At 70.5% G+C, this 13,225-nt stretch carries 16 protein-coding genes and 1 riboswitch; of the genes, 6 read left to right on the forward strand and 10 right to left on the reverse strand.

The features are described from left to right. Positions 1–12: 12 nt before the first annotated feature. From ACFY16_RS38485 to ACFY16_RS38520, 8 genes are all read right to left on the reverse strand, one after another. Positions 13–1,608 (reverse strand): alpha/beta hydrolase, encoded by a 1,596-nt coding sequence (locus ACFY16_RS38485; RefSeq protein WP_390651880.1) that lies wholly within the window; start codon positions 1,606–1,608, stop codon positions 13–15. 129 nt (positions 1,609–1,737) lie between these two features. Beyond that, positions 1,738–2,505, reverse strand: coding sequence for an urease accessory protein UreD (locus tag ACFY16_RS38490; protein WP_390651881.1), 768 nt, complete (start codon positions 2,503–2,505; stop codon positions 1,738–1,740). Next, positions 2,493–3,170 (reverse strand): urease accessory protein UreG, encoded by a 678-nt coding sequence (gene ureG / locus ACFY16_RS38495; RefSeq protein WP_390651882.1) that lies wholly within the window; start codon positions 3,168–3,170, stop codon positions 2,493–2,495. Before ureG ends, ACFY16_RS38490 begins: the two co-directional genes overlap by 13 nt. Before the next feature lie 85 nt (positions 3,171–3,255). Then, positions 3,256–3,930, reverse strand: a complete 675-nt coding sequence (locus ACFY16_RS38500; protein WP_390651883.1) for an urease accessory protein UreF — start codon at positions 3,928–3,930, stop codon at positions 3,256–3,258. Beyond that, complete coding sequence (locus tag ACFY16_RS38505) at positions 3,930–5,651, reverse strand: urease subunit alpha (protein WP_390651884.1); 1,722 nt, start codon at positions 5,649–5,651, stop codon at positions 3,930–3,932. The genes ACFY16_RS38500 and ACFY16_RS38505 overlap by 1 nt, the downstream gene beginning before the upstream one ends. Beyond that, positions 5,644–5,955 carry an urease subunit beta gene (locus ACFY16_RS38510; protein WP_390651885.1) on the reverse strand — a complete coding sequence of 104 codons (312 nt, stop codon included), beginning with the start codon at positions 5,953–5,955 and terminating at the stop codon, positions 5,644–5,646. The genes ACFY16_RS38505 and ACFY16_RS38510 overlap by 8 nt, the downstream gene beginning before the upstream one ends. Before the next feature lie 14 nt (positions 5,956–5,969). Next, positions 5,970–6,272: an urease subunit gamma gene (locus ACFY16_RS38515; RefSeq protein ID WP_030958538.1), complete on the reverse strand. Its 303-nt coding sequence runs from the start codon at positions 6,270–6,272 to the stop codon at positions 5,970–5,972. Positions 6,273–6,537: 265 nt separating this feature from the next. Then, positions 6,538–6,816: a type II toxin-antitoxin system Phd/YefM family antitoxin gene (locus ACFY16_RS38520; protein ID WP_390651886.1), complete on the reverse strand. Its 279-nt coding sequence runs from the start codon at positions 6,814–6,816 to the stop codon at positions 6,538–6,540. An 87-nt stretch (positions 6,817–6,903) separates the two neighbouring features. On the opposite strand from ACFY16_RS38520, the gene ACFY16_RS38525 reads away from it, so the two are divergent. The 3 genes from ACFY16_RS38525 (at position 6,904) to ACFY16_RS38535 (ending at position 8,885) form a co-directional block, all read left to right on the forward strand. Further along, on the forward strand, positions 6,904–7,539 hold the full coding sequence (locus tag ACFY16_RS38525) for an ATP-dependent Clp protease proteolytic subunit (RefSeq protein ID WP_390651887.1): 636 nt from the start codon (positions 6,904–6,906) through the stop codon (positions 7,537–7,539). A 7-nt stretch (positions 7,540–7,546) separates the two neighbouring features. Then, complete coding sequence (locus tag ACFY16_RS38530; RefSeq protein ID WP_390651888.1) at positions 7,547–7,855, forward strand: hypothetical protein; 309 nt, start codon at positions 7,547–7,549, stop codon at positions 7,853–7,855. A 380-nt stretch (positions 7,856–8,235) separates the two neighbouring features. Beyond that, a riboswitch (cyclic di-AMP (ydaO/yuaA leader) is annotated at positions 8,236–8,408 on the forward strand. Positions 8,409–8,411: 3 nt separating this feature from the next. Then, complete coding sequence (locus tag ACFY16_RS38535) at positions 8,412–8,885, forward strand: C40 family peptidase (RefSeq protein WP_390651889.1); 474 nt, start codon at positions 8,412–8,414, stop codon at positions 8,883–8,885. Positions 8,886–8,960: 75 nt separating this feature from the next. On the opposite strand, the gene ACFY16_RS38540 is transcribed toward ACFY16_RS38535, so the two are convergent. After that, complete coding sequence (locus ACFY16_RS38540; protein WP_390651890.1) at positions 8,961–9,419, reverse strand: ATP-binding protein; 459 nt, start codon at positions 9,417–9,419, stop codon at positions 8,961–8,963. A gap of 208 nt (positions 9,420–9,627) precedes the next feature. Between ACFY16_RS38540 and ACFY16_RS38545 the strand changes: the two genes are divergently transcribed. Together ACFY16_RS38545 and ACFY16_RS38550 are read left to right on the forward strand one after the other, a co-directional pair. After that, entirely contained in the window at positions 9,628–10,485 is an 858-nt protein-coding gene (locus tag ACFY16_RS38545) for a helix-turn-helix domain-containing protein (RefSeq protein WP_390651891.1), read from the forward strand. 9 nt (positions 10,486–10,494) lie between these two features. Further along, positions 10,495–10,719 (forward strand): DUF397 domain-containing protein, encoded by a 225-nt coding sequence (locus ACFY16_RS38550; protein WP_390651892.1) that lies wholly within the window; start codon positions 10,495–10,497, stop codon positions 10,717–10,719. A 97-nt stretch (positions 10,720–10,816) separates the two neighbouring features. Here the strand turns inward: ACFY16_RS38550 and ACFY16_RS38555 are convergent, their stop codons facing one another. Continuing rightward, complete coding sequence (locus ACFY16_RS38555) at positions 10,817–11,944, reverse strand: 8-amino-7-oxononanoate synthase (protein WP_390651893.1); 1,128 nt, start codon at positions 11,942–11,944, stop codon at positions 10,817–10,819. A gap of 147 nt (positions 11,945–12,091) precedes the next feature. On the opposite strand from ACFY16_RS38555, the gene bioB reads away from it, so the two are divergent. Beyond that, positions 12,092–13,222 carry a biotin synthase BioB gene (gene bioB / locus ACFY16_RS38560; RefSeq protein ID WP_390651894.1) on the forward strand — a complete coding sequence of 377 codons (1,131 nt, stop codon included), beginning with the start codon at positions 12,092–12,094 and terminating at the stop codon, positions 13,220–13,222. The last annotated feature ends 3 nt before the right edge of the window (positions 13,223–13,225 follow it).

The following is a 13,225-nucleotide window of genomic DNA, read 5'->3' on the forward strand; positions in this document are numbered from 1 at the left end:
TACGACCACCCCTTACGGCTTCGGCGTGGCGTGCGGCGCGCAGATCACGTCCGCGGCGTCCAGCTTGCCGGTGAGCAGGTAGGCGTCCACCCGGCTGTTGATGCAGGTGTTGACCAGGCCGGTCACACCGTGCGAGCCGGCGTCCTTCTCGGTGATCAGTCGGGAGCCCTTGAACCGCTGGTGCAGTTCGACGGCACCTGCGTACGGGGTGGCCGCGTCACGCTCGGACTGCACGATCAGCACCGGCGGCAGGCCCTTGCCGGTCGTCACGTTCACCGGGGTCTGCTGCTTGACGGGCCAGGTGGCGCAGGGCAGGTTCATCCACGCGTTGGCCCAGGTCATGAACGGGTAGTCCTTGTTGAGCCGCGTGTTGTCGCGGTCCCACTTGCGCCAGCTGGTGGGCCACTTGGCGTCGGCGCACTCGACGGCCGTGTAGACGGCGTTGCCGTTCTCCGAGGCGATGTTGCCCGCGGTGTCGGACAGGTCGGGAGCCGCCGCGTCGACGAGCGCCTGGGTGTCGCCGGCGACGTACTGGCTGAACACGGTGGCGACCGGCACCCACGAGGTGTCGTAGTACGGGGCGCTCTGGAAGAAGGTGATCAGCTCGGCCGGGCCGACGACCCCGCCGAGGGGGCTCTTCTTCGCGGTGGCGCGCAGCTCCAGCCACTTCGCCTGAACGGCGTCGCGGGTGGTGCCGAGGTGGAAGGTGGCGTCGTTGGCGGCGACCCAGTCCTCCCAGTCCTTCCAGCGGCCCTCGAAGGCGATGTCCTGCTCCAGGTTGGCCTGGTACCAGATGTTCTCGCGCGACGGGTTGACGACGCTGTCGACGATCATGCGGCGGACGTGGCCCGGGAACAGCGTGCCGTAGACGGCGCCGAGGTAGGTGCCGTAGGAGACGCCCAGGTAGTTGAGCTTCTTCTCGCCCAGCGCGGCGCGGATGACGTCCAGGTCGCGCGCGGTGTTCGGCGTCGTCATGTACGGCAGCATCTCGCCGCTGCGCTCGTAGCAGCCGTCCGCGTACTCGGCGGCGAGCTTGCGCTGGGCGAGCTTGTCGGCCTCGGTGTCCGGCACCGGGTCGGCCTTGGGCGCCTTGACGTACTCCTGCGGGTCGATGCAGGAGATGGGCGCGGAGTGACCGACGCCGCGCGGGTCGAAGCCCACGAAGTCGTACGCCTTGGCCGTGTTGGCCCAGATGGCGTTCTTGGTGATGACGCGGCGCGGGAACCGCAGACCCGAGCCACCGGGCCCGCCCGGGTTGTAGATGAGCGCGCCCTGACGCTCGTCCTTGGTCCCGGTGTTGCCGATGCGGTCGACGGCGAGCTTGATCTGCTTGCCGTCGGGCTTGGCGTAGTTGAGCGGAACCGTGACGTAGCCGCACTGGATCGGCTTCTCCAGGCCCCAGTCCGCGGGACAGTCCTGCCAGTCGATGCCCGCCTTCGCGGCCCGGTCCGCGGCGATCGCCGCGCCGTAGGCCTCACGGTCCTGCCCGTGCCGGCTTTCCGCGCTCGCCGTGGGCGCCGCGACGGCGCCGGCTATCAGGGTCGCGGCGACGAGCGCTCCGGCCGATCCGAGCGCTGCCGTCCGCTTCCTCGGTCTGATGTCCCTCAAGTGGACCCTCCCCCTGCCTGGTTCGAAAGGTAAGGGGATCCTTGCGGCTGTGAGGTCCCTGAGAACAGGGTGCGTTGACCTTCTTTGCCAATCCGATAACCGGAGAATCATGTCCCGCTGACCGGATGCTCAGCCGAGGGCCGCGAGCGCCTCGTCCAGCACGCTGCGCAGCAACAGCGCATCCGGGGCGACCGCGGTCACCAAGGCGCCCGGCCCGGCGAGCGGAACCAGGGTCGCTCCCTCGCCCAGAACCCGGGCCGCCACCGGCTCGACCGCGAATTCCGGCCGCACGACGACCAGTTGGCCCACGGCCCGATGCGCCGCCAGTACGGCGGGACCGTCCCAGCCGCCCGGCGCACCCGGCCCGCAGGCGAGCTCCTGGTCGAGCAGGACGCGCCCGGCGACCCGGACGGTGAGACGGCTGGTGAGCCGCCCGGGTTCCTCACCGACCCGTCCGAGCACCTGCTCCTCACGCAGCACGAGCCGAGCGGAGCCGGCCAGACCGACACGGGTGGTGACATACAGATCGCTGCCACCTGCCGAGATCAACTGCTCGGGCAACCAGTGGAGTTCGCCGCCGTCGGCAACGTCGAGCCGCACGTCGTACCGGGCGTCGCCCTTGGCCTGCCCGGGCAGCGCGATGGTGGCGGCGGCCGACCCGACCCGCAGCCGGGCCCCGTCCTCCACCTCGGCATGGACGGCGAAACGGTCACCTCCCAGCGGCCCGCTCATCGCCCCGACGAGCATGACCCGCGCCTGCGAGCCGCTCCCCCGGGTCCGCCGCAGCGCGAGCGGCCCGTCGCTCTCCAGCACGGGAAGGGAGGTGCCGCCCCGGCCGTCGTCCCGGGCGACGATCCGCGCGGTGGCCCGTACCCCGTCCACGATCAAGCCGTCCACGCGGCGAGCTGCGCCCGCACCCAGCCGGCGACGTCCCGCACCCCGTCCTCGCCGCGGAGCGACTGGAAGACGACCGGCAGCTCGGCCCGCTGCGCCTTGGCGTCGGCCGCCATCCGCCCGAGGTCCGACCCCACGTACGGCGCGAGGTCGGTCTTGTTGACGACGAGCAGGTCGGCGGTGGTCACGCCCGGGCCGCCCTTCCGCGGGATGTCGTCGCCCCCGGCGACGTCGATCACGAAGATCTGCGCGTCGACGAGCCCCTTGGAGAAGGTGGCGGTGAGGTTGTCCCCACCGGACTCGACGAGGATCAGGTCCAGCGGCCCCACCTCGTCCTCCAGATCCTCCACCGCCTCGAGGTTCGCTGAGATGTCGTCGCGGATCGCGGTGTGCGGACACGCGCCGGTCTCCACGGCGGTGATCCGCTCGGGCGGCAGCACGGCCTCCCTCAGCAGGAACTCGGCGTCCTCCCGCGTGTAGATGTCATTGGTGACGACCGCCAGGGACAGCTCTTCCCGCAGGGCACGACAGAGCGCCGCGACGGTGGCGGTCTTACCGGATCCGACGGGCCCACCGAGCCCGATACGGAGGGCCCGGCGGCGGCCGTCCGGACGATGAGCGTCGGCGCTGACGGCGGAGGGGCCGTCGTGGGAGTGGTCGAGGTGCATGGGGCGGCTCCTGCTTTCTTCCGCGGTGCGTTTTCAGCTTGCTTCGGGGGTCGACTGCGTCCATCGGCGACTGCGCCGCGGGCTCCTATGACGCGAACAGACGTACAGGCCAGGCGGCATGCGCCTCCGCACCGATCTCCAGCAGCGGAGCCGACGCCGCGGGCAGCGCGTCGACCCCGTCGTCGAGGACACGCCTGGCCGCCTCGACGGCCCGGTCGGCCACCCGGTCCAGCTCCGGCGCCAGCCGGGCCAGCGCCGCCGTGGCATCGAACGGGTCCAGACTCAGCAACCGCACCGTCGCCGTGGCCGGCCCGCCGACACTCTCGTACGCCGCGCAGTACGCGGCATCGACGGCCTCAAGCCCGGCCGCCCGTGCCACGAGCCCCAGCACCACCGGCTGGTGCGCCCCCTTGGGAAACTCCCGTGCCACGGCCTCGAGTTCCGCGGACGGCCAGGTCGCCCGGGCGGCCCGCATCAGTTGCCGGCCCAGTTTCCGCGCGGCGCCACGCAGGGCGGGAGACGGCGTACGCGCGTCCGCCGCAGCGTCCAGCTCCACCGGATCCACTCCGAGCGCGGCCGCGGCGGCGAGGCCCGCCGACACCAGCCCCGCCGTGTGCAACCTCCCTCGGCAGAAGTCCTCCAGACTCGCCGCTCCCGTGATCCGACCGGCCTTGACGGCCGCCTCGGCCCCGCCGGAGTGCGCATGCCCTCCGGCGGGGAAGCGACCGTCGGCCAGGACGAGAAGTGCTGCCCTGGACATCAGAAGAGGAAGTACCGCTGGGCCATGGGCAGTTCGGCGGCGGGAGTCGCCTCGACGAGCTCGCCGTCGATGTGCACGGCGAAGCTGTCGGGGTCGACCCGGACCCGCGGCCGCGCGTCGTTCTCGCGCATGTCCGCCTTGGTCACCCCACGCGTGGACTCGATCGCCACGAACCGCTTCCCGAGCTGAAGCCGCTCCGGCAACCCGTCCTCGATGGCGAGCGGCGCCACGAAGTTGAACGAGTTGGACGCGGGCGCCCGTCCGATCGCCCCGTACATCGGACGCGGGAGGATCGGCTGCGGGGTCGGAATCGAGGCGTTCGCGTCGCCCATCTGCGCGTACGCGATCTGCCCGCCCTTGATGACGAGGTGCGGCTTGACGCCGAAGAACGCCGGCTCCCACAGCACCAGGTCGGCGAGTTTGCCCGTCTCGACGGAGCCGATTTCGCGGGCGAGGCCCTGGGCGAGCGCCGGGTTGATCGTGTACTTGGCGACATAGCGACGCACTCGGCGGTTGTCCGCCCGCCCGTCCCCGGGGAGCGCACCTCGCCGCCGCTTCATGACGTGGGCGGTCTGCCAGGTCCGCATGACGACCTCGCCGACGCGTCCCATGGCCTGGGCGTCGGACGAGATGATCGAGATCGCGCCGAGGTCGTGGAGGATGTCCTCCGCGCCGATCGTCGACGGCCGGATCCGGGACTCGGCGAACGCCAGGTCCTCCGGCACCGCCGGGTTGAGGTGGTGGCACACCATCAGCATGTCGAGGTGTTCCTCGGCGGTGTTGACGGTGAACGGCCGTGTCGGGTTCGTCGAACTCGGCAGCACGTGCGGCTCGGACACCACGGTCATGATGTCCGGCGCGTGCCCGCCGCCGGCACCCTCGGTGTGGTACGCGTGGATCCCGCGCCCGGCGATCGCGGCGAGCGTGTCGCCCACGAAGCCGGCCTCGTTCAGCGTGTCCGTGTGGATCGCGACCTGGATGCCGGTCCGGTCGGCGACGGTCAGCGAGGCGTCGATGACGGCCGGGGTGGAGCCCCAGTCCTCGTGCAGCTTCAGTCCCAGCGCTCCCCCGCGGATCTGGGACAGCATCGCCTCGTGCGAGACGGTGTTGCCCTTGCCGAGGAAGCCGATGTTGAGCGGGTACTGCTCCATCGCCTCCAGCATGCGGGCCAGGTGCCAGGGCCCGGGCGTCACGGTGGTCGCCTTGGAGCCCTCGGCCGGTCCGGTGCCGCCGCCGACCAGCGTGGTGATGCCCGCGGAGAGCGCCTCGTCGGCGATCTGCGGACAGATGAAGTGGACGTGCGCGTCGACGGCTCCGGCGGTGAGGATCCGCCCGTTGCCCGCGATCACCTCGGTCTCGGGACCGATGACGAGGTCCGGGTGCACCCCGTCCATGGTGTCCGGGTTGCCCGCCTTGCCGATGCCGGTGATCCGCCCGTCGCGGATGCCGATGTCGGCCTTGACGATCCCCCAGTGGTCGACGATCACCGCACCCGTGACGACGGTGTCAGGGGTGCCGTCTGCGCGCGTGGCACGCGCCTGGCCCATGGATTCACGGATGACCTTGCCACCGCCGAAGACGGCCTCGTCGCCGGCGAGCCCGGGCCCGCCGGAACGATCCTCCTCGATCTCGATCAGCAGATCGGTGTCGGCGAGCCGGATGCGGTCACCGGTCGTCGGGCCGAACAGGTCGGCATACGCGGCACGCGAGATCTCAGGCATCGAGGGCACCTCCGGTCTCCCCGCGCAGACCGGGCACGATACGGGCGCCGGTGAGCGGAACGAGTTCGACGTCGACGGGGATCCCGGGCTCGAAGCGCACGGCGGTGCCGGCGGCGACATTCAGCCGCCTGCCCCGTGCGGCGGCACGATCGAACTCCAGGCCGGGGTTGGCCTCGGCGAAGTGGTAGTGGGAGCCGACCTGGACGGGCCGGTCGGCAGCGTTGAGGACGGTCAGCCGGGTGACCTCACGACCCTCGTTGTAGACGATCGGGTCGTCCGCGAACAGGATCTCTCCGGGGATCATGGCGGCCTCCCCCGTCAGACGATCGGGTCGTGGACGGTGACGAGCTTGGTGCCGTCCGGGAAGGTCGCCTCGACCTGGACGTCGTGGATCATCTCGGGGATGCCCTCCATGACGTCGTCCCGGGTGAGCAGCTTGCGTCCGGAGGACATGAGTTCCGCGACGGTACGGCCGTCACGCGCACCCTCGAGGATGTGCGACGTGATGAGGGCGACGGCCTCGGGGTGGTTCAGCTTGAGCCCGCGGGCCCGGCGCTTGTCGGCCACGTCGGCCGCCACGTGGATCAGCAGCCTCTCTTGCTCGTGCGGGGTCAGTTGCACGTCCCACCTCACAGTCCTCGCTCCGGACCGTGCGGGGTCCGGTTGCCGCGGCCCCCGGGCAAAGTCCCTGGTGGCGTAGACCGGCAGGCTAGTTGGAGCGAGTTTCGGGCAAGTTAACCGAGCTGTGATCCGTCAGGCTCCCGCGCGCGGATCCCGCACGCTCATCGACGTCCGTAGACCGTGCGCCCGACCGCCGCGTCGCGGATGCCGCCCGCCACGGAGAGGGTGCTCGCACCCGTCGCCCGACCGGTCGTCTCCCGGGACGTCAGGAGGGCCCGGTCCCCCGGTGCTCCGCCGCGATCCCGAAGCGCTGACGTTCGCGGGGAGCGGACGCGACCTCGCGGACGGCGGAGACCGAGCTGATCACCTGCTCCTCGTCGGGCCGCTCCAGCTCGTCGAGCCGCTCCAGGTCGGCGGCGGAGACCAGGGCGACAAGGGGCTTGCCGTGGCGTGTCACGACGACGCGCTCACCGCCGTACACCACCCGGTTGATCAGGTCGGCGAGCTCAGCCCTGGCTTGCGTCACCGGAATCTCGTAGGCCATACCCCCATCATAACGTGACGTACGTCCTGTACATTTTTTACAGAGACAGCTCTGCAGAGTCAGCTCTGCCGCGAGGAGGGGTTCGCCATGATCCGACCGTCCGCCCGCCATGTCCTGCCCGAGTTCACCGAACGCACGAGCTTCGGGCACCGGACGCTGGATCCGTACTCGAAGCTGCTGGAAGGACGGATCGTCTTCCTGGGGACACCGATCGACGACACCTCGGCGAACGACGTGATCGCGCAGTTCATGCATCTGGAGCACCAGGAGCCGGACCGGGAGATCTCGCTGTACATCAGCTCCCCCGGCGGCTCGTTCAACGCCATGACCGCGATCTACGACACGATGCGGTACGTCAGCTGCGACGTGGAGACGTTCTGCATGGGTCAGGCCGGATCGTCCGCCGCGGTGCTGCTGGCCGCGGGTGCTCCGGGCAGGCGGTACGCGCTGCCGGGTGCGCGCGTGGTGCTCCGTCAGCCGGCGCTGCCCGAACCGGTCGAGGGGCAGGCCGGCGACCTCGCCATCCAGGCGGAGGAGTTGGCGCGCACCAGGGCCTTGCTGGAGGAGATGCTCGTACGGCATACGGGACGCAGTCCGCAGCAGGTGAGTGCCGACATCGAGCGGGACAAGGTCCTGGACGCGCCGGGAGCGCTGGAGTTCGGCCTGGTGGACCGCGTCATCGACGGCCGCAAGGCCTCGCGCACCACGCCCGGCGCGAGGTGAGCCGGGGATGCTGCCACCGGAACTCCCGCCGCTGCCCGCCCTGACACGGGCCGAGGGCGAGTTGATCGACCGTTACCTGGAGGTGGTCGACCTGCTCGGCCGCATCAACCCGGCGTATCACGGGGACACGTACCGCGGACTGCGCGCCGCCCAGGCGCTGGTGGGGAAGGCGGCCGCGCTGCGCGACGCGCTGGCCCTGATGCACCAGCGGGGCGAGGCCGAACTGCACGCGCCCACGCTCGCGCGGGCGCTGCGCGTCCTGGACGGGGAGCGGCGCACGGCACGCGTCATCGTGCCGTCACGCTCCGACAGTTGACGCACGCCCAGCCGGTCCGGGTGTTCCGTCCCGCGTGCGGAGTGTCCGGGACGGAGTTGAAACGGACCAAATGGTGTACCCCCTGTTGGCGTAGGTGTGCGTCCTTTTCTCGGACCGTTGCGGTTGCGCAACGCGCGTGGCTCCGGAGCGGGATGAGGTGCTCCGGTGCTGGTCCGGGGCTCGTCGGCCCCCTGGACAGTCGATCGAACATGGGGCTGTCCACCCGAACGGGTGAGTGGTGAGCAACAACACAAACCCACGGTTCCGTTGGGATTTTCGGACACCTGTGAGTGAAGATCCCAATCTGACGACAAGCCCCCGCCACAGCGGCGGGGCGGTCCGGGCGGACGCCGAGTCCTGCCGCTGTCCCGGACGACCGGTCGACGGAAGTGCATCGGCAGGAGTGGAGGACCCAAGCACGACGGGTTCGCCGGAACGGCCAAGCCATGGCCGGGCCGAGCAGCCCTTGGGGTGAAGCCGCGCGACGCGGCCGGGCAACTTCGCCAGCCCGAATCCGACAGGTCATCCTTCACAGGCGGCTGACGAAGGGTTGCGCATGACTGCGCTCAATCGTGTCCCGTCGCTGATGGCCCGGGCCGGTACGGCCTCGGCACTCACCATTGCCGCCGTGGGCGGCTCGATCGTGGCCCCGGGCTTCACCTCCGAGGCGGCGGCCGCCACAACCGCGACGAAGGCACTCCAGATCGCGGCCTCCAAGAAGGGCTCCCCGTACCAGTACGGCGCCACGGGGCCGCGCAGGTTCGACTGCTCCGGGCTCACGCTGTACTCGTTCAAGAAGGCGGGCAAGAAGCTGCCCCGCACGGCGGCCCAGCAGTACAACAAGACCCACCACATCTCGGCCAGGAGCCGCAAGCCAGGCGACCTCGTGTTCTTCCACTCGGGCTCCAGCGTCTACCACGTCGGCATCTATGCCGGGAAGGGAAAGATCTGGCATGCCCCGAAGACCGGGGATGTGGTGAGGCTGCAGAAGCTCTGGACGACGAGCGTCTGGTACGGCAGGGTCAGTTGACCCGCCCGGTGCGGTGGCGGCGTCCTGACGCGCCGCCGCCGCGCCGGGGTCATTCCCGTGAAAAGGACTGGGTCCTCAAGGTTCCTGCTGCCCCGCGGCCGGCACCGGCTCGGCCGGGATCGTCCACGGGAGTTCGATGAAGACCGTCTTGCCCCCCTCGTGGGTGGGGCGGACGCGCAGCCTGCCGCCGCACTCCGCGATCAGCCAGCGGATGATCACCATTCCCCGGCCGTTGTCCTGCTGGACGGCGGCCGGCAGTCGTTTGGGGAAGCGTGGGTGGCTGTCGGTGACGCCGATGCGCAGATGCTCGTCACGGTCGAGGGTGAGGTCCACCGTGAAGGTGGGTGACTGCCCCAGAGTGTGCTGTACGGCGTTGGTGGCGAGTTCGGAGACGATCAGCCGGATGGTGTCGGCCGCATCCGTGTCCGCCGGCAGGCCCCACTCCGCGAGAGCGCTCGCCACGAAGGTGCGGGCAGCGGCGACCGAGGCGGGATCGCTCGGCAGAGTGACGGATGCTTCCAGATGGTCTGCCATGGCGACGTCGTCCCTTCCCGCGGGACCGCAGTCCGACAAGGAGCGGATTCGAGTACGGTCCCGGACTGGTGCTTCTTCGCCAGACTGCCATTACCCGGCCGGCCACGGTGGCGATCCACCAAGATGTGCATATATCTGTCGCTCGAAGCGGTGAACTCTGCGACGGCAGACCGTATTTGGGCGGCTCGGAAGGAGTAAGGAGTTTCCCATGCAGTACGGTCCCGCGGTGCGCCGCCGGAAACTGGGCGCCGAGCTGCGCGCTCTGCGCGCCCGCACAGGGCTCACCAGTGGTGAGGCGGCCCGGCTGGTGGGCTGGCACCAGTCGAAGGTGAGCCGGATCGAGACCGGCGCCAGCGGGGTGAAACCGGCCGATGTGCGGTTACTCCTGGACGCCTACGGTGTCGCCGACGCCCAGCTGCGGGAGTTGCTGCTGGTGCTGGCGGGGTCCCACGACGGCGGCCGGGACCACTGGTGGCACGCGTACCGTGGTGTGCTGCCGCCCACCTACCGGGATTTCATCAGCCTGGAGTCGCAGGCGAGCGCGATGCGCACACTGGAGACGTCGGTGGTCCCGGGGCTGTTGCAGACGCCCGAGTACGCCCGCGCGGTGACGCGGGCGGCCGTGGAGGGGCTGGAGGAGGAGCGGCTTGACGCGCTGGTGGAGGTGCGGCTGGCCAGGCAGGACGTGCTGCGCGCGCAGCCGCCGCTGGAACTGACCGCGGTCCTGGACGAGGCGGTGCTGCGGCGGGAGGTCGGCGGGCCCGACGTGATGGCGCGACAGCTGCGGCGGCTGGTGGAGGCGGGGCGTCTGGCCCAAGTGCGGCTCCAGGTGCTGCCGTTCAGCGCGGGAGCACACATCGGCATCACCGGACCTTTCGTTATCTTGTCATTTCCGAGCACTTCTGATCTGGATGTGGTTGTTCTCGACCATATGACGAGTAGCCTCTACCTCGAACGGAAAGAAGACCTCCAGGCCTACTCGGAGGCCTTCAACACCCTTCAGATCCACGCCCTTTCACCCGAGGACTCGTTGGATTTCATCGCCGGGATAGGTGACGGCGCGTAAGGAGGCACCATGACTGCACTGCCTCGGAACGTACCTTCCACTACTCATCTGCACGATGCGCGATGGCTGCGCAGCAGCTACAGCACGGGAGCGAACAACTGCGTGGAGACGGCCCGGCCGGCCTCGGGGCCATGGGCCGGACTGCTCGCCGTACGCGACTCCAAGGACCCGGCCGGCCCCGCGCTGCTCTTCTCCCCCGAGAGCTGGGCGGAATTCACGGCCGCGTTCCACTGATTCCGGTCATGTCCGGACCGTTCTGATCAGTTCAAAGCAGCAGCGATCAGCGCTGATCGATGACGAATCGTGCGACACACGGCCGTGTCACGCCGACTCATGGTCGTGTCTCGCCGATCACCCGTACCGCGCGTTCGACCTGGGCCTCGGAGAGGTCCGCGCGAGCGGTCAGTCGCAGCCGCGAGATGCCGTCGGGCACGGAAGGAGGACGGAAGCAGCCCACGGCGACACCCGCCGCACGGCAGTCGGCCGCCCACCGCACGGCCCCCTCCGGGGACGGCGCCCGCACGGAGACGACCGCGGCGTCCGGCCGTACCGCCTCCAGACCCGCGGCGGTCAGACGTGCGTGCAGCTCGCCCGCCACCGTGCGGGCCCGCGCCGCCCGCTCCGGCTCGCGGCGCAGCAGCCGCAGGGCCGACAGGGCCGCGCCCGCCGCCGCGGGGGCGAGGCCCGTGTCGAAGATGAACGTGCGGGCCGCGTTGACCAGGTGGTCGATCACCCCGACGGGACCGAGCACTGCTCCGCCCTGGCTGCCCAGCGACTTGGACAGGGTGACCGTCACGACGACGTCCGGGGCGCCCGCGAGCCCTGCCGCGTAAGGAGCACCACGGCCGCCGTCGCCCAGCACGCCAAGGCCGTGGGCGTCGTCGACGACCACCCCGGCGCCGTGCTCCCGGCATGCCTGCGCGAGTCCGGCCAGCGGCGCGGCGTCGCCGTCGACCGAGAAGACCGTGTCGGAGACGGCGACGGCGGGCCCGGCGTGTGTCTGGAGCGCCTTGCGCACGGCGTCCGGTTCGGCGTGCGCGACGACCTGTGTGGTGCCGCGGGCCAGCCGGCAGCCGTCGATCAGCGAGGCGTGGTTGCCCGCGTCGGAGACGATCAGCGACCCGTGCGGGGCCAGCGCGGTGACCGCCGCGAGGTTGGCCGCGTAGCCGGAGGAGAAGACCAGTGCCGCCTCGAAGCCGCAGAAGGCGGCCAGCTCCCGTTCGAGCTCGGTGTGCAGCTCGGTGGTGCCGGTGACGAGCCGGGAGCCGGTGGCACCACCGCCCCAGGTCCGCGCCGCGCGGGCCGCGCCCTCGGCGATCTCGGGGTGGCGGGCCAGGCCCAGGTAGTCGTTGCTCGCGAGGTCGAGGAGCGGCGAGTCGGCGGGGCGCGGGCGCAACGTCCGTACGAGCCCGGCGTGGCGGCGCAGTTCCGCCTGCTCGTCGATCCAGCCGAACGCCATGGGTCCTCCGCGGGATTTGTAGGCAGTGGACAGACACTAGCGGGACGATCAGCAGGCCAGGATGTGGCAATCCACACACCACGAAGTGCCTCTGTTGTACGAACTCTCCTTGGCCCGGAGCACGTCCTTACGACAGGATCGGCTCCCATGGACCTGCTGAACACGCTGGTGGACAAGGGACTGCGGCGCGAGCTGCCGAGCCGCGAGGAAGCGCTCGCCGTACTCGCCACCTCCGACGACGATCTGCTCGATGTGGTGGCCGCGGCCGGCAAGGTGCGCCGGCAGTGGTTCGGCCGACGCGTGAAACTCAACTACCTCGTCAACCTGAAGTCCGGACTGTGTCCCGAGGACTGCTCCTACTGCTCCCAGCGACTCGGCTCCAAGGCCGAGATCCTGAAGTACACCTGGCTCAAGCCGGACGAGGCGTCCCAGGCCGCGGCGGCCGGACTCGCCGGTGGGGCCAAGCGGGTCTGTCTGGTGGCCAGCGGCCGCGGTCCGACCGACCGGGACGTGGACCGGGTCTCGGACACCATCAAGGCGATCAAGGACCAGAACGAGGGCGTCGAGGTGTGCGCCTGCCTCGGCCTGCTCTCCGACGGCCAGGCGGAGCGGCTGCGCGAGGCGGGCGCGGACGCGTACAACCACAACCTCAACACCTCCGAGGGGACGTACGCGGACATCACGACCACGCACACCTACGCCGACCGCGTCGACACCGTACAGAAGGCGCACGCGGCGGGCCTGTCGGCCTGCTCGGGGCTGATCGCCGGCATGGGCGAGAGCGACGAGGACCTGGTGGACGTGGTCTTCTCACTGCGTGAGCTGGACCCGGACTCCGTTCCGGTGAACTTCCTGATCCCGTTCGAGGGCACGCCGCTGGCCAAGGAGTGGAACCTCACCCCGCAGCGCTGTCTGCGGATCCTGGCGATGGTGCGGTTCGTCTGCCCGGACGTCGAGGTGCGCATCGCGGGCGGCCGCGAGGTCCATCTCCGTACGATGCAGCCGCTCGCCCTGCACCTGGCCAACTCGATCTTCCTCGGTGACTACCTCACCAGCGAGGGCCAGGCGGGCAAGGCCGACCTGGAGATGATCGCGGACGCCGGTTTCGAGGTGGAGGGCGCCGACCGGGTGACGCTGCCCGAGCACCGGGCGGGCGGCTGCCACGGGGGTGAGAGCGTCTGCGGTTCCACCTCCGCGCCGCAGGTCAACGAGGCCCGTCCGGACCTCGTCGCGGTACGCCGCCGGGGCGCCGGTACGGATCTCGCGCCCAATGCCTGACCC

It is taken from the genome of Streptomyces sp. NPDC001315, assembly GCF_042896175.1.
Classification (GTDB): Bacteria; Actinomycetota; Actinomycetes; order Streptomycetales; family Streptomycetaceae; genus Streptomyces.

Excerpts from the sequence above, each read along its gene's own strand:
- ACFY16_RS38555 (WP_390651893.1), bottom strand. The coding sequence starts at position 11,944 with ATGGCGTTCGGCTGGATCGACGAGCAGGCGGAACTGCGCCGCCACGCC.
- ACFY16_RS38535 (WP_390651889.1), top strand. The coding sequence starts at position 8,412 with ATGACTGCGCTCAATCGTGTCCCGTCGCTGATGGCCCGGGCCGGTACG.
- ACFY16_RS38510 (WP_390651885.1), bottom strand. The coding sequence starts at position 5,955 with ATGATCCCCGGAGAGATCCTGTTCGCGGACGACCCGATCGTCTACAAC.
- ACFY16_RS38550 (WP_390651892.1), top strand. The coding sequence starts at position 10,495 with ATGACTGCACTGCCTCGGAACGTACCTTCCACTACTCATCTGCACGAT.
- ACFY16_RS38520 (WP_390651886.1), bottom strand. The coding sequence starts at position 6,816 with ATGGCCTACGAGATTCCGGTGACGCAAGCCAGGGCTGAGCTCGCCGAC.
- ACFY16_RS38505 (WP_390651884.1), bottom strand. The coding sequence starts at position 5,651 with ATGCCTGAGATCTCGCGTGCCGCGTATGCCGACCTGTTCGGCCCGACG.
- ACFY16_RS38530 (WP_390651888.1), top strand. The coding sequence starts at position 7,547 with ATGCTGCCACCGGAACTCCCGCCGCTGCCCGCCCTGACACGGGCCGAG.
- bioB (WP_390651894.1), top strand. The coding sequence starts at position 12,092 with ATGGACCTGCTGAACACGCTGGTGGACAAGGGACTGCGGCGCGAGCTG.
- ACFY16_RS38525 (WP_390651887.1), top strand. The coding sequence starts at position 6,904 with ATGATCCGACCGTCCGCCCGCCATGTCCTGCCCGAGTTCACCGAACGC.
- ACFY16_RS38500 (WP_390651883.1), bottom strand. The coding sequence starts at position 3,930 with ATGTCCAGGGCAGCACTTCTCGTCCTGGCCGACGGTCGCTTCCCCGCC.
- ACFY16_RS38545 (WP_390651891.1), top strand. The coding sequence starts at position 9,628 with ATGCAGTACGGTCCCGCGGTGCGCCGCCGGAAACTGGGCGCCGAGCTG.
- ACFY16_RS38540 (WP_390651890.1), bottom strand. The coding sequence starts at position 9,419 with ATGGCAGACCATCTGGAAGCATCCGTCACTCTGCCGAGCGATCCCGCC.
- ureG (WP_390651882.1), bottom strand. The coding sequence starts at position 3,170 with ATGCACCTCGACCACTCCCACGACGGCCCCTCCGCCGTCAGCGCCGAC.